The sequence below is a fragment of the Curtobacterium sp. S6 genome, from assembly GCF_000710345.2.
GTDB lineage: Bacteria > Actinomycetota > Actinomycetes > Actinomycetales > Micrococcaceae > Rothia.
In genome coordinates, this window is record NZ_JHEL01000015.1 from 45,502 (window position 1) to 66,034 (window position 20,533).

17 protein-coding genes are annotated in these 20,533 nt (G+C 64.9%); 9 read left to right on the forward strand and 8 right to left on the reverse strand.

All coding sequences use genetic code 11. The annotated features are described in order from the left end of the window. Positions 1-11: 11 nt before the first annotated feature. Positions 12-1,694, reverse strand: a complete 1,683-nt coding sequence (locus tag CURSPS6_RS02500; RefSeq protein ID WP_030013892.1) for an ABC-ATPase domain-containing protein — start codon at positions 1,692-1,694, stop codon at positions 12-14. Positions 1,695-1,773: 79 nt separating this feature from the next. On the opposite strand from CURSPS6_RS02500, the gene CURSPS6_RS02505 reads away from it, so the two are divergent. Further along, positions 1,774-2,799, forward strand: a complete 1,026-nt coding sequence (locus CURSPS6_RS02505; protein ID WP_030013893.1) for an NADP-dependent oxidoreductase — start codon at positions 1,774-1,776, stop codon at positions 2,797-2,799. 109 nt (positions 2,800-2,908) lie between these two features. Here CURSPS6_RS02505 and CURSPS6_RS02510 read toward each other — a convergent pair whose 3' ends face one another. After that, complete coding sequence (locus CURSPS6_RS02510) at positions 2,909-3,754, reverse strand: PhzF family phenazine biosynthesis protein (protein ID WP_030013894.1); 846 nt, start codon at positions 3,752-3,754, stop codon at positions 2,909-2,911. Positions 3,755-3,903: 149 nt separating this feature from the next. On the opposite strand from CURSPS6_RS02510, the gene CURSPS6_RS02515 reads away from it, so the two are divergent. The 3 genes from CURSPS6_RS02515 (at position 3,904) to CURSPS6_RS02525 (ending at position 6,811) form a co-directional block, all read left to right on the forward strand. Next, positions 3,904-4,806, forward strand: coding sequence for an alpha/beta fold hydrolase (locus CURSPS6_RS02515; RefSeq protein WP_051687554.1), 903 nt, complete (start codon positions 3,904-3,906; stop codon positions 4,804-4,806). A 37-nt stretch (positions 4,807-4,843) separates the two neighbouring features. Next, entirely contained in the window at positions 4,844-5,329 is a 486-nt protein-coding gene (locus CURSPS6_RS02520) for a MarR family winged helix-turn-helix transcriptional regulator (protein WP_160319768.1), read from the forward strand. A gap of 156 nt (positions 5,330-5,485) precedes the next feature. After that, positions 5,486-6,811: an MFS transporter gene (locus CURSPS6_RS02525; RefSeq protein WP_082469980.1), complete on the forward strand. Its 1,326-nt coding sequence runs from the start codon at positions 5,486-5,488 to the stop codon at positions 6,809-6,811. Here the strand turns inward: CURSPS6_RS02525 and CURSPS6_RS02530 are convergent. From CURSPS6_RS02530 to CURSPS6_RS02550, 5 genes are all read right to left on the reverse strand, one after another. Then, a complete protein-coding gene (locus tag CURSPS6_RS02530) occupies positions 6,808-7,533 on the reverse strand; it encodes a DNA-3-methyladenine glycosylase I (protein ID WP_082469982.1) in 726 nt (241 codons plus the stop codon). The genes CURSPS6_RS02525 and CURSPS6_RS02530 overlap by 4 nt on opposite strands. Continuing rightward, on the reverse strand, positions 7,530-8,255 hold the full coding sequence (locus CURSPS6_RS02535; RefSeq protein ID WP_035810134.1) for an alpha-ketoglutarate-dependent dioxygenase AlkB family protein: 726 nt from the start codon (positions 8,253-8,255) through the stop codon (positions 7,530-7,532). The genes CURSPS6_RS02530 and CURSPS6_RS02535 overlap by 4 nt, the downstream gene beginning before the upstream one ends. Before the next feature lie 158 nt (positions 8,256-8,413). After that, positions 8,414-9,940, reverse strand: a complete 1,527-nt coding sequence (gene glpK / locus CURSPS6_RS02540; protein ID WP_030013902.1) for a glycerol kinase GlpK — start codon at positions 9,938-9,940, stop codon at positions 8,414-8,416. A gap of 96 nt (positions 9,941-10,036) precedes the next feature. Next, positions 10,037-10,783, reverse strand: a complete 747-nt coding sequence (locus tag CURSPS6_RS02545; protein WP_030013904.1) for an MIP/aquaporin family protein — start codon at positions 10,781-10,783, stop codon at positions 10,037-10,039. 190 nt (positions 10,784-10,973) lie between these two features. Next, positions 10,974-12,725, reverse strand: a complete 1,752-nt coding sequence (locus tag CURSPS6_RS02550; RefSeq protein ID WP_030013906.1) for a glycerol-3-phosphate dehydrogenase/oxidase — start codon at positions 12,723-12,725, stop codon at positions 10,974-10,976. Between the two features lie 139 nt (positions 12,726-12,864). Between CURSPS6_RS02550 and CURSPS6_RS02555 the strand changes: the two genes are divergently transcribed. Further along, on the forward strand, positions 12,865-13,830 hold the full coding sequence (locus CURSPS6_RS02555; RefSeq protein ID WP_030013907.1) for a sugar-binding transcriptional regulator: 966 nt from the start codon (positions 12,865-12,867) through the stop codon (positions 13,828-13,830). A 3-nt stretch (positions 13,831-13,833) separates the two neighbouring features. Here CURSPS6_RS02555 and CURSPS6_RS02560 read toward each other — a convergent pair whose 3' ends face one another. Beyond that, the gene (locus CURSPS6_RS02560; RefSeq protein WP_030013911.1) at positions 13,834-14,727 is read right to left on the reverse strand and encodes a LysR substrate-binding domain-containing protein; all 894 of its coding nucleotides are present in this window, start codon (positions 14,725-14,727) and stop codon (positions 13,834-13,836) included. A 150-nt stretch (positions 14,728-14,877) separates the two neighbouring features. Between CURSPS6_RS02560 and CURSPS6_RS02565 the strand changes: the two genes are divergently transcribed. The 4 genes from CURSPS6_RS02565 to CURSPS6_RS02580 all read left to right on the forward strand — a co-directional run bounded on the left by CURSPS6_RS02565 (position 14,878) and on the right by CURSPS6_RS02580 (position 20,314). After that, on the forward strand, positions 14,878-18,384 hold the full coding sequence (locus CURSPS6_RS02565; protein WP_030013912.1) for a bifunctional proline dehydrogenase/L-glutamate gamma-semialdehyde dehydrogenase: 3,507 nt from the start codon (positions 14,878-14,880) through the stop codon (positions 18,382-18,384). A gap of 106 nt (positions 18,385-18,490) precedes the next feature. Beyond that, complete coding sequence (gene gcvH, locus CURSPS6_RS02570; RefSeq protein ID WP_030013913.1) at positions 18,491-18,877, forward strand: glycine cleavage system protein GcvH; 387 nt, start codon at positions 18,491-18,493, stop codon at positions 18,875-18,877. A gap of 241 nt (positions 18,878-19,118) precedes the next feature. Next, the gene (locus tag CURSPS6_RS02575) at positions 19,119-19,571 is read left to right on the forward strand and encodes an FHA domain-containing protein (RefSeq protein ID WP_030013914.1); all 453 of its coding nucleotides are present in this window, start codon (positions 19,119-19,121) and stop codon (positions 19,569-19,571) included. Positions 19,572-19,582: 11 nt separating this feature from the next. After that, entirely contained in the window at positions 19,583-20,314 is a 732-nt protein-coding gene (locus CURSPS6_RS02580) for a MerR family transcriptional regulator (RefSeq protein ID WP_030013916.1), read from the forward strand. Positions 20,315-20,533: the final 219 nt, after the last annotated feature.

Here is a 20,533-nt window from a genome sequence, read left to right on the forward strand (position 1 = left end):
TTTCGAGCCGGTCACCGAAGCTTGAGCTTCCGGTAGCGGCTCACGGCGGCGTGGACCTCCTGGATCCTGGGTTGCGCCAGGTCCCCGCGGGGACTGCCCCTGCCGGTCAACGCGTCGAGGCCCTCCCGGTCGATCAGCGACGTGACCTGGGCGGCGGCCTCGACCAGGTCGCGCGATCCATCGAGGTTGCGGGCCATGGCCTCCAGGCAGAGCGCAATCGCCTGGGTTTGGGAGGAATCCACGAGCTGGGCGAGGTAGGCGAGGTCGATGTCCTGACGGCCGAGCTGAATCGACTCGCGCCCCCGGCCGCGGGCCGGCTTCTTCTTGTCCGAAGGAGATAGCGCGTCGTGATGGGGGACCCGGCGATGCTCCTCGCCAAAAATTGCCGCGGTCGGCGTCGTCTCGGATTCGGTGGAGAATGTCGCGGCGATCTCGTGGGCGCGGTCCGTGACGTCCGAGGGGACATAGGTGTCCATCGCGATGACGTGATCGGCGACGCGGAAGAACGCGCCCGTGCCGCCCGCGACCAGCACGGTGGAGATGTTCTTTTCCTCGGCCAGGGGCCGGACCCGTTCGACGAAGGGCGTGATCGGCTCGGCGCCGGCCGGCACGAGCGCTCGCATCGCGGGGTCTCGGATCATGAAATTGGTCGCCGAGGTGTCCTCGTCGATGAGCAATAACGTGGTGCCGACCTCGAGGGCCTCGGCCAGGTTGGCGGCCTGCGAGGTCGAGCCCGAGGCGTTGGTCGTGGTGAATCGGGAGGTGTCGGTCCCCGAGGGGAGGTTCGAGATGAACGGGGAAATGTTGGCCCCCACCACCGACCTGCCGTCTTCGGCCCGGATGGACACGGCATCGGGCGCGGTCAACACCCATTCCCGTCCGTCTCCACCCACGTGGGGGTATACGCCGCGCTCCATCGCGCGAAGCAGGGTCGATTTGCCGTGATATCCGCCGCCGACGATCACCGTAATTCCTTGTCGGACGCCCATGCCCGTGACCTGCCGACCCGAGGGAAGGTCGAAAGTCTCTCGGAAGGCCTCCGGCGACCGGAACGGCACGCCCGATCGCAGCGGTAGATCGGAATCCCCGGAGGAGCGCGGTAATACGGAACCGTCCCCGACGAACGAGACCAACCCACGTTCGGTGAGCTGATCTTGGAGGGCGCGCTGGTCCAAGTATTGGTTCACGTGGTCCTCGAGGGCCGGGACATCCATCCCGTCCAACATCGCGGAGCGCTGAACCAGCTCCGGAAGGTCATCCGTGAGGACGTGGGCGGCGGCCCGACCCTTGATGCGTCGGCCGGCCGCGGGAAGCGACGCGCTCATCCGCACCTCGATGGTTCGAGGGGTCACGACGACGCTCGTCCGCTCCAGAATTTCCTGGCCGGGCTTGGTCATGCCGAGCCCCCGATAAGAACATCCGCACAGCAGCCCCGTGATGTCGCGGGCGAGAAAGTCCGCGACGGCGATGCATCGCCTCCGGCCGTCCACCGCCTCGGCGGGGACCGAGGTCTTCGGCAGCGGAAGGATCACCCGAAGAGCCGACGGCGGCGCATACGGGTCCGATTGGACATGATCGATCACCAGGTCGAAGGACCCGGCGTCGTACGTCCCCTTCAGGCGCTTATAGGCGCCGTATCCATTACCGTCCAGCTGGTGTAACGAGGCCCTGAGGTCCTGCAGAGTGTGATTCATCGAGAGCGTATTCGGGTAGGGGATAGGGGTGTCAAGAAGTATAGTCGCTCGAGAAAATCCGTCGAGAGGAAACCGCATCATGTCCACCAATGTCAGCACGCAAATTCAGCTCGCTTCGAGGCCCACCGGCTGGCCCACGAACGAGAATTTCTCGACCGTCACGGTCGATCTTCCCGAGCTCGCCGATGGCGAAGTTCGGGTGCGCAACCTGTTCATGTCCGTCGACCCCTACATGCGCGGGCGGATGTCCGCGGCGAAGAGCTACGTCGCCCCGTTCGAGGTCGGCGAGACCATGACCGGCGGCGCTGTCGGGCGGGTCGTCGAGTCCAAGAGCCCCGACCTGCAGGAAGGGGCGTTCGTCCTCCACCAGCAGGGTTGGCGGGATCTTGCCCAGGGCCAGGCGGACGAGTTCCGCGAGGTCCCCGAGATCACCGGAGCTCCGCTCTCGGTATATCTCGGCATGCTCGGGCTGACCGGCATGACCGCGTATATGGGCCTGACCAAGGTCGCCGGGCTGACCGAAGGCGACGTCGTGTTCGTCTCCGGTGCCGCCGGTGCCGTCGGTACCGCGGTGGGCCAGATCGCCAAGCTCCTCGGGGCCTCGCAGGTCATCGGGTCCGCCGGGAGCGACGAGAAGACCGCCCTGCTCACGGAGAAGTACGGTTACGACGTCGCCCTCAACTACAAGAAGGCACCGATCCGCGAGCAACTGGCCGACGCCGCACCCAACGGTGTGGACGTCTACTTCGACAACGTCGGCGGTGACCACCTGGAGGCCGCGATGGACGTGCTGAACCGTCACGGCCGGGCGGCCCTGTGCGGGGCCATCAGCCAGTACAACGTCACCGACAAGCCGGTCGGCCCGGACAACATGGCGAATATGGTCAAGCAGTCGCTGATGCTCAAGGGGTTCATCGTGGGTGACTACATGCAATACGCCGGCGAATTCCGCGAGGCCATGAGCGGCTGGTTTGCCGAAGGCCGTATCCAGTACGACGAAACCGTCATCGACGGGCTCGACAACGCCGTTGACGCATTCATCTCGATGATGGAAGGCGCCAACAAGGGGAAGATGATCGTGCGGATCGACCCCGAGGGCAAGTAAAGCAAGCGCGTCGTGTGGCTCGGGGCCGACGCGACGCATAGCCGGGCCGCCCACCGTGCTTGACGCGGGTGGGCGGCCCGGCTATCGGCCCGTCACGCCTCCGGGCGGGCTACCAATCAATGTGCCCGGAGACGACGGTTCGCGTGGCCCCGGAGATCCACGTCTCGCCCGCCTCGCGGACGACGTGGACAAAACCGCCTCGTCCCAGGCGCGTTCCTTGGCGCGCAACGTATCGATCCGGCGCCAGCCCCTGCTCCATGAGCCATTGCGCGAGGCCCGCATTGAGGCTTCCCGTGACCGGATCTTCGGCCGGACCATCGCCGGATCCCACGAACGCCCGAACCTCGATATCGGCCGGAGCCGCCTCGGCGTCGAAGAAGCCTGCGACGCCCAGTTTTAAGCCTTTTTCATCGATCGCGGCCATATCGGGTTCCAGGTCCAGGACATCCTGTGCCGAGCGCAGCAGCACGCCCAGCCAGCCGGGCCCATTGTCGATCCAGCGGATGCTACGCACCCGCTCGGGAGAAATCCGCAGGCACCTCACGGCCGCCTGGCGGATCTCGGGGACGGCGTCTTCGTAGCGGGTCAGCGGTGGAGCGGCGAAGGCCAGGCGCCCGCCCGTCGGCCTGAGCGTGATCAAGCCGGCCTCACATTCTTGGACGAGGGCCCCGGCGTCCCGCGGCTCGCCGCCCTCCTCGAGCCAGGCATGGGCCGATCCCAGGGTGGGGTGCCCCGCAAACGGTAGTTCTCCGGCCGGGGTGAAGATGCGGAGCCTGTAGTCGGCCTCGGGGGACCGGGGCCCGAGCAGAAAGGTCGTCTCGGACAGGTTCGTCCAGCGGGCCAAGGAGAGCATATCGGAATCGCTCATCCCTTCGGCGTCGTGGACGACGGCCACCGGATTGCCCGGCAGGGGGCCCGGGGCAAAGACGTCGACTTGGCGGAACGTGCGGGTCACAAGAAACCTCTTCTGCTCGGGGACGGGCGGGGACCTCGCCTGTGGAATGTTTTCGATACTGCCGGTATCGTGAACCATCAGGCTGAGACGTGGGTCTCAGAATGGACGCGCCCGCGGGCGTGCCGGTCGCCGTCTAAGGAGCATGTCACATGGTCGAGCCTCCCCGGGAAGAGCGCGGCGAGCCCAAGATCGAGCCTCGCAGGGTGTGGTTGCGGGGATCGCACGACCTACCCCTCGCGGTCAGCGTGTGGGGGTCGCCGGAGGCGGCCCGCGGCGTGGCCCTGGTGGTTCCGGCCATCGCGACGAGGTCTAGGCATTACAACTCCTTTGCCCGATGGCTCGTCGACCGGGGATTCGTGGCGGTGACCTTCGACTATTCGGGCTACGGGGATTCGTACGACGGCGCGCTGAAAGATTCGCCCGTGGACATCATGGACTGGGGTCGGGATTGCCGTGTCGTTATCGACTGGATTCTCGACGCGCTTCCCGGGCTGCCCGTCACCTGGATCGGGCATAGTCTCGGCGGCCAGCTTTTGGGCCTTGCCGGAGACCACGGCGTAACAAAGAGTATTTTTGTCGCCACGGGTGTGGGGTCCGGGTGGAAATCCCCGTGGCAAACCGCCGTGCCCGGTGCGGCGATGTTTTTCCTGGTCGGACCGGTGGCGCAAAGAGTGTGCGGCTATTATCCGGGGCGAAAATTGCGGTTCTTCGGGAATCTGCCGCCTGGAGTGATGAGCCAGTGGACCCGCTGGGTCGCATACCCGCGTTATATATTGGGCGAACGGCCGTGGTTGGCGCCGAGATATTCCGCTATCACGGTACCCATCACATCCATTTCCTTCGAGGATGACATCGTCATGTCGAAGGCCGCGCTGAAAACTCTGCTGGGGTTCTACCGCGGATCCGACCGGAGACATTTTCGGTACGCACCACGTGAGTTGGGGGTTTCCTCGGTCGGCCACATGGGGGCTTTTCGTGGCTCGAATGCGAGGATTTGGGACACGATCATTCGGCCTCACCTGGCCGCGGCCGATGGTTCCCCCTGGGAATAATTAGCAATGCTATATAAATTGGGGTATCATGATGAGCATGTCAGCTTCGCACCTGCCGCGTCCGTCGTCCGCTTCCGAGAAGCTCACTCAGAGTGAGTCGCGGAGGGCAACGGGCCTCATCGTTTCGGCGAGCCGGTTTGTGCGCGCCGCGTCCCGTCACAGCGGCCGGGAGCGATCGACCATCGTCTTGCGCGTGCTGTCCAACCTGACGATGAGCGGTCCCATGCGAATCGGGGACCTCGCCTCGGCGGAACACATCACGCAACCGACGATGACGGGTGTGCTGAAAAGGCTCGAGGTGGAAGGTCTCGTGAGCCGCCAGCCCGATCCCTATGACGGGCGGGCGCAGCTCATGGAGGTGACGGTCTTGGGTAAGAAAGTTCTCAACGACTTCCGCCGGAAGGCCACGCAGAAGATTCAGCCGGCCATTGCGCACTTGACGGATGAAGAGCGGGAAATCCTGTGGCGAGCAGCCGCGATTTTCGACTCCGTCGCGAATGAGCTCGACAACTCGAAGCCGTAGGGGTGAGTGCGCGGGGCTTGACATGACAATCCCCGCGCATGCGCTGCCCACCGGGCGGCCTCGCTCCGACGGTATTTTTTTCTCCAAAAATATAGCTATGCAATATGAAGCGCCGCGGGCATTCGCTGCGGGCTTCGCCAGGAGGCAATGACTCGCATGACCACCAGTACCCCCACAGGAACGCACCCGGTCGTCGACGCCCGGGCCGGATCGGCAGGAAAACCGCCGCAGCCCGACAAACCCTCGATGTTCAAACAGCCCATTGCCGTGTGGGCCATCGCCTTCGCGTGCATGGTCTCGTTCATGGGTATCGGCCTCGTGGATCCGATTCTTCCGGCCATCAGCCAGGAGCTCGACGCCACCGCCGGGCAGACGATGTTGCTGTTCACCAGCTACCTCTTCATCACCGGCATCGCGATGTTCTTCACGGGTTGGGTCTCGAGTCGAATCGGCATCAAGACAACCCTGCTCATCGGGTTGGTCCTGATCATCGTCTTCGCGACGATGGCCGGCGCGTCCGGCTCCGTCGGTGAGATCATCGGATTCCGTGCGGGTTGGGGGCTCGGCAACGCGCTGTTTATCTCGACCGCCCTGTCGGCCATCGTGGGTGCGGCCGCGGGCGGAAGCTCCCAGGCCATCATGCTCTACGAAGCGGCGCTCGGTATCGGCATGGCCGTTGGTCCGCTCGTGGGGGGCCTCCTGGGATCGATCTCGTGGCGCGGCCCGTTCTTCGGCACGGCGGCCCTCATGGCCGTCGGCTTCATCGCGATCGTCACGTTGCTTCGCTCACCCCAGAAGGGCTCCGGACAACCGGTCGAGAAGCACAACTTCACGGCCGGATTCGTTGCCCTCAAGGACCCGGCCCTGCGTGCCCTGGCCTTCACCGCTCTGTTCTACAATTTCGCGTTCTTCGTGCTCTTGGCCTACTCGCCGTACCCACTCGAGGCCACCGCGGCCAAGAGCGGCATGGAGTTTGGTGCGCATGAGCTGGGCTTCGTGTTCTTCGGTTGGGGGCTGGCACTGGCCGTGGCTTCGGTCTTCCTGGCCCCGCTGCTCACCAGAAGCTTCGGTCTGCGCCCCGTGCTCTTCGCGATGCTCGGCCTGCTCGCGGTCACGATGGTCTTGGCGGCAACTTTCCATACATCGCTTGTCGCCCTGATCGTCTTCATCGTCATCGCTGGCCTGTTCCAGGGCGTGATGAATACGGCACTGACGGAAACCGTCATGGAAGCCACGAGCCTTCCCCGGTCGATTGCGTCCTCGACGTATTCGGGCGTTCGGTTCATCGGCGGCGCGATCGCCCCGGCCGTGGCCGGTCCCGTAGCCGACGCCGTGGGCGTCGGAGCTCCGTACTGGATGGCCGTGTGCACCCTGGTCATCGCGATCGTGGTCCTGGCCTGCGCCGGGCATCACCTGGTCGCGAAGAAGCCTCAGGAATCGGCGATCGAGGAAGCCGAAGACATCACCCTCGGCACCGACTAATCATCGGTCAGGCGATTCGCGCTGCCGGATCGCGGTATCAACTCGGCGCGGCGCGCTTCCGGAGAAAAGATCCGGGAGGCGCCGCGTTGGTGGCTCTCGACCCAGTGCGTATCGACCATGCCGATCGCCTCCATGAGCGCATAGGTGGTCGTCGGGCCAACGTAGGAGAAACCGAGACTCTTGAGTTCCTTGCACAGGGCCCGCGACTCGGGCGACTGGGTCGGCACGTCGGCCATCGAACCCGGCTCGGGAGTCGTGGACGGAGCGTAGGACCAGATGAGGGACGGAAGGCCGGGGTCGATCTCCAGGACCGTTCCGTCCGTGAGGGGCAGGCACCATCCGGCGAGCCGGGGATCGTCGAGATCCCTCAGGGCGAGGGTGGCCCGGGCATTCCCGACGGCCGCGCGAATTTTGGCACGGCTGCGGATGATCGCGGCGTTGGTGGCCAGCCTCTCGACGTCCTCGTCGGTGAAGCCGGCGACGATCTCGGGGTCGAAGCCCTCAAACGCCTGTCGAAAAGCCTCGCGTCGGGACAAGATGGTCGCCCACGAGAGTCCCGCCTGGAAACCCTCCAGGCACACACGCTCGTACAGCCCGGCCTCGGTCGTGACCGGCAGCCCCCACTCGTGGTCATAGTAATCGCGCATCATCGCGCTGCCGTTCCCCCAAGGGGTCCTGACCGGAGGTTTCGCGGTTTCCCGCGGTGCCGAAGCGTCGTTCATGAGTGTCGTCCTGTCATTCTCAAGGTCATGTTGAACCGTCCACGAGCCACGGGGGAATGCTCGGGGGCGGTCCCCGGGAAAATCTTCGGTACACCGTGGAACATGTACCGGCTGGGTCCTCCGAAAATTATCAGGTCGCCGGACGCGAGGCGCACGTCTCGGTAGGGTTTGTTCCTGGTTTGTGGATTGCCGACGCGAAATAGCGCCGTATCCCCGACGCTGAGACTCACGACCGGTTCGGCGGAGTCTTCGTCCTTATCCTGATGCATTCCCATCGAGGCGTCCGGGTCGTAGTAGTTGATGAGGGCGACGTCGGGTGTATACGTCTCGGCCCACCGGAAAAGCTCTCGGTCCTCGAACCCCGGCCACCCCGGAGCGATGGACCGGCGCAGGCCGTCGCTCAGCGCTCGTCGTCCCATGCGGACGACCCACTCGGGGACCGGGAGGGGAGAGGCGCCACCAAATTCGCGCGCCTGCTTCTTCAGACCCGTGTCGTCCCAGTGCCATCCCAACGAGGTCATGCGCACCGACATCGGATGTCCGTGGATGAGGGGAGAATGCGGAGGGATGGGCCCGCGGCCCCATTGACTCCACTGCTTCACGAGCCACCGTTGCTGCTCACCACTGAGCCAGGCGGGGATGTGTACGACTCCCGGCACGATCTCTTGTGGGCCCCTGGACAAGACGTCGTCCGAGAAGAGCCCAGCGGGAGGGTCGCTCATCGTCGGCCTGCTTTCTCTGATGGGATCGATGTTTCGGGGGTGCCCCTCATCTAACCAGGAGCCAACCGGTCCAATGAAAAACGCCCGCCGGCCCCGGCCTCCGGCGGGGAGCGGGAGGCTGGGGCCGGCGGGCGCGTCACCACCGATCGATACGCGGTTTAGCTCTGGGTGTCCTCGTCGACCCAATCGAGGGTGCGTTGGACGGCCTTCTTCCAGAGGCGATACTGGCGTTCGACCTCCTTGACCTCCATCTTCGGGGTCCAGCGCTTATCCTCTTGCCAGTTCTCGACGACGTCCTGTTCGCCGTCCCAGAACCCGACCGCGATGCCCGCGGCGTAGGCGGCGCCGAGAGCGGTCGTCTCGACGACCTTGGGGCGGATCACCGGAACTTGCAACAGGTCGGCCTGGAACTGCATGAGGAATTCGTTGGCGGTCATGCCCCCGTCAACCCGCAGCTCCGTCAAATCGACGTCGGAATCGGCGTTCATCGCGTCGATCACCTCGCGCGTCTGGAAGGCGGTCGCCTCGAGCGCGGCACGGACGATATGGGCCTTCTTGACGTAGCGCGTCATGCCGACCAAGACGCCGCGGGCGTCCGGGCGCCAGTACGGCGCGAACAGGCCCGAGAACGCGGGGACAAAGTAGGTCCCGCCGGAGTCTTCGACCGAGGTCGCCAAGGCTTCCGTCTCGGAGGCGTCCTGGATGAGCTCGAGGTTGTCCCGTAGCCACTGAACCAGGGATCCCGAGACGGCGATCGAGCCCTCGAGGGCGTAGACCGTGTCGTCCTCGCCGATCTTGTACGCGACAGTGGTCAACAGGCCGTTGTCGGAAAAGACGGGTTCCTTGCCCGTGTTCATGAGCATGAAGTTGCCGGTGCCGTAGGTGTTCTTCGACTGCCCGGACTCGAAGCAGGCCTGGCCGAAGGTGGCCGCCTGCTGGTCGCCCAGGATTCCGGCGATCGGGGTGCCTCGGAGGAATCCCCGTGCTCGCCCGTACCCGTACACCTCGGCGGAAGACTTGATCTCCGGGAGCATCGACATCGGAATGCCGAAGTCCTTGGCGATATCTTCTTCCCACTGGAGGGTCCGCAGGTTCATCAACATCGTGCGCGAGGCGTTGGTGACGTCCGTGACGTGGACGCCGCCGTCGGTTCCGCCGGTCAGGTTCCACAGGACCCACGAGTCCGTGGTCCCGAAGAGGAGATCGCCGTTGTCCGCCTTCTCCCGGGCTCCCTCGACGTTGTCGAGGATCCACTTCACCTTGGGGCCGGCAAAATAGGTGTTCAGGGACAGGCCGACGCGATCGTGGTACTTGTCGTACCCTTCGTCGCCGGCGAGCTCGTCACAGATGGCCTGGGTGCGGGTATCCTGCCAAACGATCGCGTTGTAGATCGGCTTGCCGGTGTTCTTATCCCACACCACGGCGGTTTCACGCTGATTGGTGATGCCGACCGCGGCGACGTCGTGGTGGTTGACCTCCACGTCGGAGAATGCGTCCGCGACGGACTTGCGCACGTTGCGCCAGATCTCTTCCGGGTCGTGTTCGACCCAGCCCGCCTTGGGGAAGATCTGCTGATGCTCGTGCTGGCCGATCGTCTTGATCTGGCCCTTCTTGTCGAAGAGGATGGCCCGGGAGCTCGTGGTTCCCTGGTCGATGGCGAGGATGTATTTCTTTTCAGTATTCATAGTCTTGGAAAACAGGGCGTTGTTCCTGGTCTCATCCTTAGTGGAGTTCATGGTTTGTGCCTTTCCTGAATGGTCGCATCTTTGCGGCCGGGGACATTAGAGGGACACGAGGAGGGGGACGACGAGTGCGGCGAGAAGGCCGCCGACGATCGGGCCGAAGACCGGAACCCAGGCGTAGGACCAGTCGGACGAGCCCTTGCCGCGGATCGGGAGGATCGCGTGTGCGATGCGGGGGCCGAGGTCGCGGGCCGGGTTGATCGCGTAGCCCGTGGGTCCGCCGAGCGAGATGCCGATGGCGAGAACCACGAGGGCCACGGGGAGCGGGCCGACTTCGCTGGGCGTCTTGTCGGAAAACAGGACGAAGGCGATGAGGACGAAGGTCGCGAAGATCTCGGTCAGGAAGTTCCAACCGTAGGAACGGATCTCGGGACCGGTCGAAAAGACTCCGAGCTTATCGGCCGCGGGCGCCTCGAGATCGAAGTGCTTCTTGTGCGTCAGGAAGACCAGGATCGCACCGAGGATCGCGCCAATGAGCTGGGCCAGTATGTAGATGAAGACGTTACCGGCGGTCGCGGGGATGCCCTCCGCGAGGTCCTTATGGGCGGCCCAGAAGGACAGCGTCACCACGGGGTTGAGATGCCCGCCCGTGGCGTAGGCAGCGTAGACGCCGGCGTAGACGCCGAGGCCCCAGCCGAAGGCGACCATGAGCCACCCACCGGCGTGGTTCTTGGTGCGGGGGAGGACCTGCCCGGCGACGACGCCGCAACCAAGGAGGACCAGGATCAGGGTCCCGGCGAACTCCGAGGTGAACATCCCCAGGGTCGTCGGCACACCGTCCTTCATGAGATCGGGTGCGATACCGAGAATTCCCGTGGGATCTGCGGCAAGAACTGAAGCGGCCATGCTGCTACTTTCCGGCACGTCATCGTGCCTGTCTCTATCTCATCACCGGGAGTTTCCCGGCGGGTGGTGATTGGTGGTGCTGAGCGCCGGAGCGAGACCAGTTGGCGTCTCGCTCCGGCGCCCGGAGGGGTTATTCTCCGCCCAAGACCTTGCGGGGCATGATCTCGGGGTCGGCGGTCACGGTTTCGGAGGCGCCGCGATCGTCATTCTGTTCCTCGGCGCGGGCGATGTTCTCGACGCGTTGGGCATAGTTGTCGAGTTCCCGTTTCCGGTCCTCGGCGGTCCACCCCAGCTCGGCGGCCATGATCTCGAGGATCTCGTCGGCGCTGGAGAGGCCACGATCGCGCTGCTCCAAATCCAGGCGAACGCGACGCATCAGGACGTCTTCCAGGTGAAGAGCGCCTTCGTGGCGCACCGCGAGCAGAACCTCGGCTCGCAGGAACATGGGCGCGTGGGTCAGCGGCTTGCCGAGCTCGGGGTCCTCACGAATGAGGTCGATGACGTCGTCGATCTCCGAACCGTAACGATCCAGCAGGCTGTCCACGCGTGCGGCGGTCCAGCCGAATTCTTCGGCGATCTGGCCCGCGCGTGCCACGGCCGCGTGGTATCCCTGGGCCCCGACCAATGGGATGTCCTCGGTCACGGACGGGCGCGCACCGGCGACCGACCCGAGGGCGAAGTCCACGGCGTCCCGGGCCATGATCCGGTAGGTCGTCAGCTTGCCGCCCGCGATCGCGGACATGCCGGGGACGACCTCGGCGACGGTGTGTTCACGGGAGACCTTGGTCGACTGCGTCGAATCGTCACCCTTGACGCCGGGCTGCAACAACGGCCGCAGGCCCGCGTAGGTGGAGATGATGTCGTCCCTGGTCAGGGGCTTGTCCAGGATCGCGTTGGCGTGATCGAGGATGTAGTCGATGTCCTTGGCCGTGGCGACGGGACGCGCGACGTCCTGGTCGTACGGGGTGTCCGTGGTGCCGATGACCCAGTAACGCTGCCACGGGATGATGAAGAGAACGGACTTCTCGGTCCGCAGGAAGATACCGGTCTGGGCATTGATGCGTTCGCGGGGAACGACGATGTGCACGCCCTTGGACGCGAGCACCTCCAGGCCCCGCTCCTCGCCGGCCAGGGACTCGGTCTCCTCGGTCCACACGCCGGTCGCGTTGATGACGTGCTTGGCGCGCACCTCGCGGACTTCCTGTGTTCGCAGATCCGTGATCTTGGCGCCGATGACGCGGCCGGTCTCGGACTTGATCAGGCCGGTCACCTGGGTGCGGCTGGCGGCGAGGGCGCCGTAGCCGGCGGCGGTGCGGATGAGGTCGATGACCAGGCGGGCGTCGTCGACGCGCGCATCGTAGAAACGGATGGCGCCGGTCAGCGCGTTGTCCTTGATATCGGGGAAGAGCTGCTTGGCGCCCTTCTTGGAGTAGTGCTTCTGGGTGGGCACGGTCTTCTTGCCGTGGGCGCCCGCGATGGCCATGGCGTCGTACATGCCGATGCCGACGGCGGAGTAGCTCCGCTCGATCACGGGCATCTTCAGCGGCCACAGGAACGGCTGCGCCTTGACCAGGTGCGGGGCGAGGCTCGTGAGAAGCAATCCGCGCTCCTTGAGGGCCTCGGCGACGAGCTTGAAGTCCAGGTTCAACAGGTAGCGCAGGCCCCCGTGCACCAACTTCGACGACCAGGCCGAGGTCCCGGAGGCCCAGTCGCCGGCGTCCACGACGGCGGTGCGCAGGCCGCGGGTCGCGGCGTCGAGGGCGATGCCGGCCCCGGTGACCCCGCCGCCGATGACCAAGATGTCGACGCCCTCGGCATCGCTCATCTCGTCAAGAGCCCGTGCGCGAGTTTCCGCGGACAGGTGGGTTGCGGCAATTTTCATGACATCTCCTAGAAGCTGACGACGGTGGTCCGGCGACGCCGTGGTGGGATAACACTCGTGACGTCCTGAGTCCGTTCTAGTCGAATATGAAAGAATGATCAGCACCAATGAACGAACGTGCAGTTGGGGTAGTGGTGACATGAACAAACGTGATGACCTGGCTCACAAGGCCGCGACCATGTATTACTTGCAGGACCAGACCATGGACTTCGTGGCCAAGGAATTTGAGGTCTCCCGGGCCACGGTGTCTCGACTGCTCAAGCACGCCAGGGACACCGGCCTCGTCAGAATCACGCTGGGAGACCCACCTGGCCATGGCGACGAGCTCGGGTCGCGCCTGGAAAAGCACTTCGAGATCAACGCCCACGTGGTTCCCGTGCGAGGGAGTTCCTCGCCCATCCATCAGATGGAACAGGTCTCTCGCGTCGCGGCCTCGGAGCTGGACCGGCTCATGGAGCCAGGAACCACGCTGGGTGTCGCCTGGGGATCGACCGTGACGGAGCTTTCCAGACACCTGGTTCCTCGCAAGGTTCGCGACTCCGTCGTCGTCCAACTCAACGGCGCCGGCAATGCCCGTCGCTCGGGGATTCCCTATACCGGCGCCATCCTCAGCTCGGTCGCGGAAGCCTTCGGGTCGCAGATCGTGCATTTTCCGGTGCCGGCGTTCTTCGACTACGCGGACACCAAGCAGGCCATGTGGCGTGAACGCAGCATCCGAGGAGTCTTGGCCCTTCAGGCCCAGGCGGACGTGGCGCTCTTCGGGGTCGGTGCCATTAACGGTCCGCTTCCCTCGCACGTCTACAGTTCCGGATACCTCGACGAGGCCGATTTCGCGGTCCTGGCGCGGGAGGGTGTGGTCGGTGATATCTGCACCGTTCTGATGAGGGAAGACGGCACCTGGCAGGACATCGAGATGAATCGGCGAGCCACCGGGCCGACGCCCATGGAGCTGTCCCGCATTAACCGCCGGTTGTGCGTGGTGTCCGGCCCGCATCGCGCCGCCGCGTTGCTCGGTGCTCTTCGGGCGCGGGCCGTCACGGATCTCGTGGTCGACGCGCTGACGGCCAAGATCCTTCTCGACAAGATCACCGGCGCGAGGGGCTGAGACTCACAGGAGTTTGACCTGGCGAGCCGACTCCTCCAGGGCCCTTCGCACGGCCTCGATGGCCGGCCGACGGGCCGTGTCTCGTCGGGCGGAGGTGAAGACCCTCCGGTGGGGGAGGTTCGGCAATTCGATGAGCCGCACCCGGGGTATGGTCCCCGCCCACGCAAAACCCGGGAGAAGGGCGACCGCGAGGCCGCGCTCGACGAGGTCGATGTGCGCGCGGACGTCGTTGAACTCGAAGGTCACGCGAGGCTCGAAACCGGCCGTCCGGCACACGTGTTGCGCCCAGCTGCGGCTCGCATTGGTTCGCGATTCCATGACCCACGACGCCCCGGCCGCGTCGGTGATGGACTGAATATCCGATTCCGGGCGTACCGCGAGCATCACCGGGTCCTCGTTGAGGGGACGCGAATCGAGCTCCTGAAATTCCCGGACCGCCCGATGCGGGTACTGCTCGGCCACGACGAGGTCGACGTCGCGTAGGTGCGTGTGTTCCAGGGCCGCCTCCGGTTCCCGCTGGAGAACCTCGACCTCAAGTTGAGGATACGAGGTCGCGAGGGCCTCGAGGGTGGGGGTCAGCAGGGCCATCGCGGCGGTCTGGAAAATGGCCAGCCGGATGGTGCCTGCCGGCGTCTCGTCCGTGGATTCCAAGGCCGTCTGTGCGAGCTCGAGTTCGTGAAGGATCTTTTCGGCGTGATGCACCAGGGTTCGGGCCTTGTGCGTCAGGGTCACGCTGCGACCGTGTTTTTGCAGGAGCCGATGCCCGCATTCCTTCTCCAGGGCGGCCAATTGCTGGGAGACCGCCGACGGCGTGTAGCCCAAAACGTCGGCCGTTTCGGACAGGGTGCCGCGGTGCGAGAGCTCCTGGAGAACTCGCAGCTTCTTGACGTCGAGCATGGCTTCCCATTCTTTAGAGATTCTGTTGGGTACGCGTAAGTTCCTGTAACTTTTGCTTACCTAAATCATGGTACATACTGGGGAACGACGCGCGACGCGCGTACGCGTCGATGATGACGCGATCTCGCCTGGGCCCGGCCCCGGCACCCCATGCTTTTAAAGGAGGCACTCTTGTCATCGAATCCTTTCGCTTCCGCTGAATACGAGGCTATGGCCCAAGAAGCCGGCGACATCGTCAAGGGCTGGCTGGACGCTTCCCGCGATATCCCCGAGGACAAAGCCGCGTCGCAGCTTGCGGGCGTGCTCAAGGATCCTCACGGTCTCGAGTTCACGGTCGGATTCGTCGACGAGGTCATTCGACCCGAGGACGATGCGGCCGCCGGTCGCAATCTCGGACGCTTGGCCCCGATCGTTCCGAAGTTCCTCCCCCCGCACCTGCGGGCGGCCGTGAGGGCGGGCGGCGTCGTGGCGCCCAAGCTTTCCTGGCCCACCATTCCGCTCGCCCGGAAGGCCATGAGGGACATGGTCGGCCACCTGATCGTTGACGCTCGAGACGAAAAGCTCGGTCCCGCCATCAAGCACCTGACCGCAGGCGGCAACAAGCTCAACATCAACCTCTTGGGCGAGGCCGTCCTGGGCAACGACGAGGCCGAGCACCGCCTTCGCGAGACCGAGCGCCTGTTGCGGCGCGACGACGTCGACTACGTCTCGATCAAGGTCTCCTCGGTCTCCGGGCCTCATTCACCGTGGTCTTTCGACGCCGTGGTGGGTCGCGCGGTCGAGCGCCTGACCCCTCTCTACGAGTACGCGGCCCAGGCCGGAACCCCCAAGTTCATCAATATGGACATGGAAGAGTACAAGGACCTCGACATGACGATCGAGGTCTTCACCCGGATCCTCGACCAGCCGCACCTGAAGAACCTTGAGGCCGGAATCGTCCTGCAGGCCTACCTGCCCGACACCATGGCGGCCATGGAACGGCTGCAGAAGTGGGCGGCCGAGCGTGTGGCCAACGGCGGTTCGCGCATCAAGGTCCGTCTGGTCAAGGGCGCCAACCTCTCCCTGGAAATGGTCGAGGCGATCGTCCACAAGTGGGAGCTCACCACCTGGGACTCCAAGGAAGCCACGGACACCAACTACAAGCGCGTGCTCGACTACGCGCTGCGCCCCGAGCACACCAAGAACATCCGCTTGGGCGTGGCCGGTCACAACCTCTTCGACATCGCGTTCTCCTGGCTGTTGGCCAAGCACCGGGGCGTCCTCGACGACGTCGAGTACGAGATGCTCATCGGCATGGCGGCCCAGCAGGCCGAGGTCGTTCGTCGCGACGTCGGGCAGCTGTTGCTGTACACGCCGGTCGTGCGCCCCTCGGAATTCGACGTCGCGATCTCCTACCTGGTGCGCCGGCTCGAGGAGAACGCTTCCAGCGAGAACTTCATGTCGGCCATTTTTGACCTGAACGACAGCCAGTTCCTCTTCGACCGCGAACGCGCCCGTTTCGAGCGATCCCTGGAGAAGGTCACGGACGAGGTCCCCGCCCCGAACCGTCGGCAGAATCGCAGCGAAGAGACGGTCGAGAACGTCTACACCCCCGGTGACTCCTTCGACAACACCCCCGACACGGAGACGTCCCTCGCGCACAACCGCGAGTGGGGCAAGGCCATTCTGCAGCGCGCGGAGAATTCCCAGCTCGGCGTCCAGCTCGTCCAGGACTCCGTGCTGACCTCGGCCGATCAGGTCCAGGAAGCCGTTGCCCGCGCCAAGCAGGCCGGTGAGCAGTGGGGCGCCCGCCCGGCACGTGAACGCGCCGAGGTGCTCCGCAAGGCGGCCCGCGTGCTCGGCGCCAAGCGCGCGGATCTCCTCGAGGTCATGGCCTCCGAGGCCGGTAAATTGCTGGACCAGGGAGACCCCGAGGTCTCCGAGGCCATCGACTTCGCAAACTACTACGCGGACCTGGCGGAAGCCCTCGAGACGGTGGACGGCGCCGAGTACCACCCGAGCAAGGTCACCGTGGTGACCCCGCCGTGGAACTTCCCGGTGGCCATCCCGACCGGATCGACCCTCGCCGCGCTCGCGGCGGGATCGGCCGTGCTGTTCAAGCCGGCGGGTGAATCCAAGCGCTGCGGTGCGGTGATCGCCGACGCCCTGTGGGAAGCGGGCGTGCCGCGCGAGGTTCTGCAGCTCGTCCAGCTCTCCGAGCGGGACCTCGGGCGCGAGCTCGTGGCGCACCCGGACGTCGACCGCCTGATCCTGACCGGTGGCTACGAGACCGCGGAGCTCTTCCGTTCTTTCCGGAAGGATCTGCCGCTCTTCGGCGAGACCTCGGGCAAGAACTCGATCATCGTGACGCCCAACGCCGACCTCGACCTCGCGGTCAAGGACGTCGTGAACTCGGCCTTCGGGCACGCTGGGCAGAAGTGCTCGGCCTGCTCGACCGTGATCCTGGTCGGTTCGGCCGCGACCTCCGAGCGTTTCCGTAACCAGCTCATCGACGCCGTGAAGTCCCTTCACATTGCCTACCCGACGGATATTCGCGCCGAGATGGGCCCTGTCATCAAGGCGCCCGAGGGCAAGCTCCTGCGCGGGTTGACGACCCTGGGCGAGGGTGAACAGTGGGTCATCGAGCCTCGACAGCTCGACGAGACCGGTAAGCTCTGGTCGCCCGGCGTTCGCTCCGGCGTGAAGCCCGGAAGCGAATACCACCTGACCGAGTACTTCGGGCCGATCCTGGGTGTCATGACCGCCAACAGCCTGGAAGAGGCCATCGAGCTGCAGAATGCGCCCGAGTACGGGCTGACCGCAGGCCTGCACTCGTTGAACTCCGACGAGCTGTCGCTGTGGTTGGACCGCGTCCAGGCGGGCAACCTGTACGTGAACCGGGGCATCACCGGTGCGATCGTGCGGCGCCAGCCCTTCGGCGGATGGAAAAAGTCCACCGTGGGGACCGGAACCAAGGCCGGTGGCCCCAACTACCTGATCGCCCTCGGCGACTGGACATCGAAGAACGCCACCGCAATCGCCTCGCCCTCCAACGAGAAGGCGCGCGACCTGCTGAACCGGGCGCGGGAGCCCCACGCGTTGACGCGCGAGGAGATCGAATTCCTCTCGCGGTCGGCGTCCTCGGACGCCGAGGCCTGGGCCACCGAGTTCGGTGTTCACCACGATCCGTCGCAGTTGGGCATCGAGCGGAATATCCTGCGCTACGTTGCCCAGAGCGTCCACGTCCGCGCGGACTCGACGGCCTCTCTTGCCGAGACGCTGCGGGTCGTCGCGGCCGGTCTGGCTGCGGAAGCGCCGGTGGATCTCTCCGTGGCCAACCAGATCCCGGTCTACGTACGGGGTGCCTTGGAGACGGCGGGCGTCAACATCACGGTCGAGACCGATGACGCCTGGCGAACCTCGCTGCGGGGCATCCGCAACATCAAGCCCGCGGGACTCGTGGGAACGCGCTTCGAGGGGTGCCGGATCCGTTACATCGGCGACGACCACGGTTCGGTCTTCGAGGCCCTCGGCGGCCGCCCGGACGTTGCGGTCTACCACAACCCGGTCACCGAGGCGGGACGCATCGAGATGCTGCCGTTCCTGCACGAGCAGGCGGTCTCGATCACGGCACACCGGTTCGGCAACCCGAACCACTTCTCGGACGCTGTGATCTAGCCCCCGGGGAGACGTGCTCCATGCAATAATGGTGCCGGTGCCGCTTGTCGCGGCATCGGCACCATTTTTCATCCACTGTCGCACCAATTTCACCGAGAGGCGCCTCATGAGCAACGTCCCCACTGAGTTGTCGTACACCGCAGAACACGAGTGGATCTCTCGCCCCGACGGAGACGGGCTCGTGACCGTCGGCATCACCGATCACGCGCAGGACGCCCTCGGCGATGTCGTCTACGTCGACCTTCCCGAGGCAGGCTCCCGGCACGAGGCGGGGGAGTCCTTCGGCGAGGTCGAATCCACCAAGTCTGTCTCAGACCTCTACATGCCCGTCACTGGCGAAATCGTCGAGGTCAATGACTCCCTGGGCGACGCTCCGGAAGTTCTCAACGCCGACCCGTACGGGCAAGGATGGCTCGTGAAAATTCGTCCCGAGGACCCGGCGGCGTTGGAAGGCCTGCTCGACGCGTCGGCCTACGAAGCTGAAATCGGCTAGTCCACAAGGTCTCGGTGAATACCCCGGGTTTTCACCGGTGGGCCGGAAGACCTTTTCAGTGATGCAGGCTAGACTTTAAGTCTCAGGTGCAGGTCCAAGGTTGGACCACGATGCGATGATCTCGAGCGGAAGCGCGATGACGAGTCGCATCACCACAGCGAGCTCGACGAGAGGGTGCCCTCAGCCCTGACCGTCGGGCCTTTTCGGCGCAAAGGCGCCCATATGACACAAAGGGGAAAACATGTCTGAACATCACGAGCCGAGCCCTGACACGACGGCCTTCGGTCTCACCGCCGCGAGCCCGAACGCCGCGCCTCAGCGCAAATTGGCCGAAGAAGAAATCGCGGCCATCAAGGCCCTCCCGGCCGAGTCGGCCCTCCTGATCGCCCAGGAAGGCCCTCAGCACAGTGCCCGTTTCCTGCTGGATGCGAGCATGGCACAGGACGGCAGCAGCGACGAGGGCATCGTCGCGGGCCGTCATCCCGAGGCGGATATCTTCCTCGACGACGTCACCGTGTCTCGTCGGCACGCGCTGTTCCAGTTCAACGCCGGCCGATTCGACCTGACCGATGTGGGGTCGCTGAACGGCACCTACGTGAACGGAGATCGCGTCGACCACGTGACGCTGAAGAGTGGGGATGAGGTGCGCATCGGAAAGTTCGCCTTCATCTACTACACGAGCGACGCTCAGTAGGCGGCGCCCCGATGTCGACAACCGACCACGAACCCGCGGAGGACTCGACAGAGACCCCCGCGGAAACCAAGGACAAGACCATCGGGCAGGTGCTGAGTCATCTGGGGGAGTCTTTCCCGGAACTCACCGCGTCCAAAATCCGCTTTCTGGAGGATCGCGGGCTGGTCTTTCCGCAACGGACCAATACCGGGTATCGAAAGTACTCGAGCCGGGACATTGAGAGGCTCAGGTACGTGCTGACCCTGCAGCGGGACCAGTATCTGCCGCTCAAGGTCATCAAGGCCAAGGTCGAGGACCTCGAGAGACGCGGATTCCCCGAGGACACGGCGTCGAGCCAGGCCGAGGACGCCTCGGCCGTTGGTGCTCTTCCCCGGCAGTCGCGGCGGTTCACCATCCGTGAGCTGTCTCGGAAGACCTCGGTGGACTTACCGATGCTTCGGGAACTGATCACCTACGGGCTGATCGAAGAGAACGAGGACGGCACGTTCGACGAACTGGCGGTTCAGGTGACGGAGCTGTGTTCGCGGTTGACGGCCCACGGGCTGCAGCCGCGTCATCTTCGACCGTTCCGCGCGGCGGCCGACCGCGAGGTCGCGCTGGTGACGCAGGCGGTTGCTCCCTTGGCCAGCCGCCGGGACGCGCGTTCGCAGGAGAAGGCCTCACAGACCGCGCGCGAAATTTCTTCCCTGTGCACCAATCTTCACGCCACGTTGGTCGCGGATCAGGTGGAGAAGTCTTGGTAGAGTGAAGCGCACTCGCATTCATCAATGCGAATCACTCAAACCTTAGAGGTCGCCTCTGAGACACGGTCAAATATCTTTGACCCGCCTCGGGGATGGCTTTAGCGTCTACAACGACCGATGACTTCCCCGGAACTGAAGGAGGACCCGCGTGGGCCAGAATGGATCGCACGACGACCCACGACGGGATCGCCTGAAGAACACGCGTGCGGACGAGTTGCG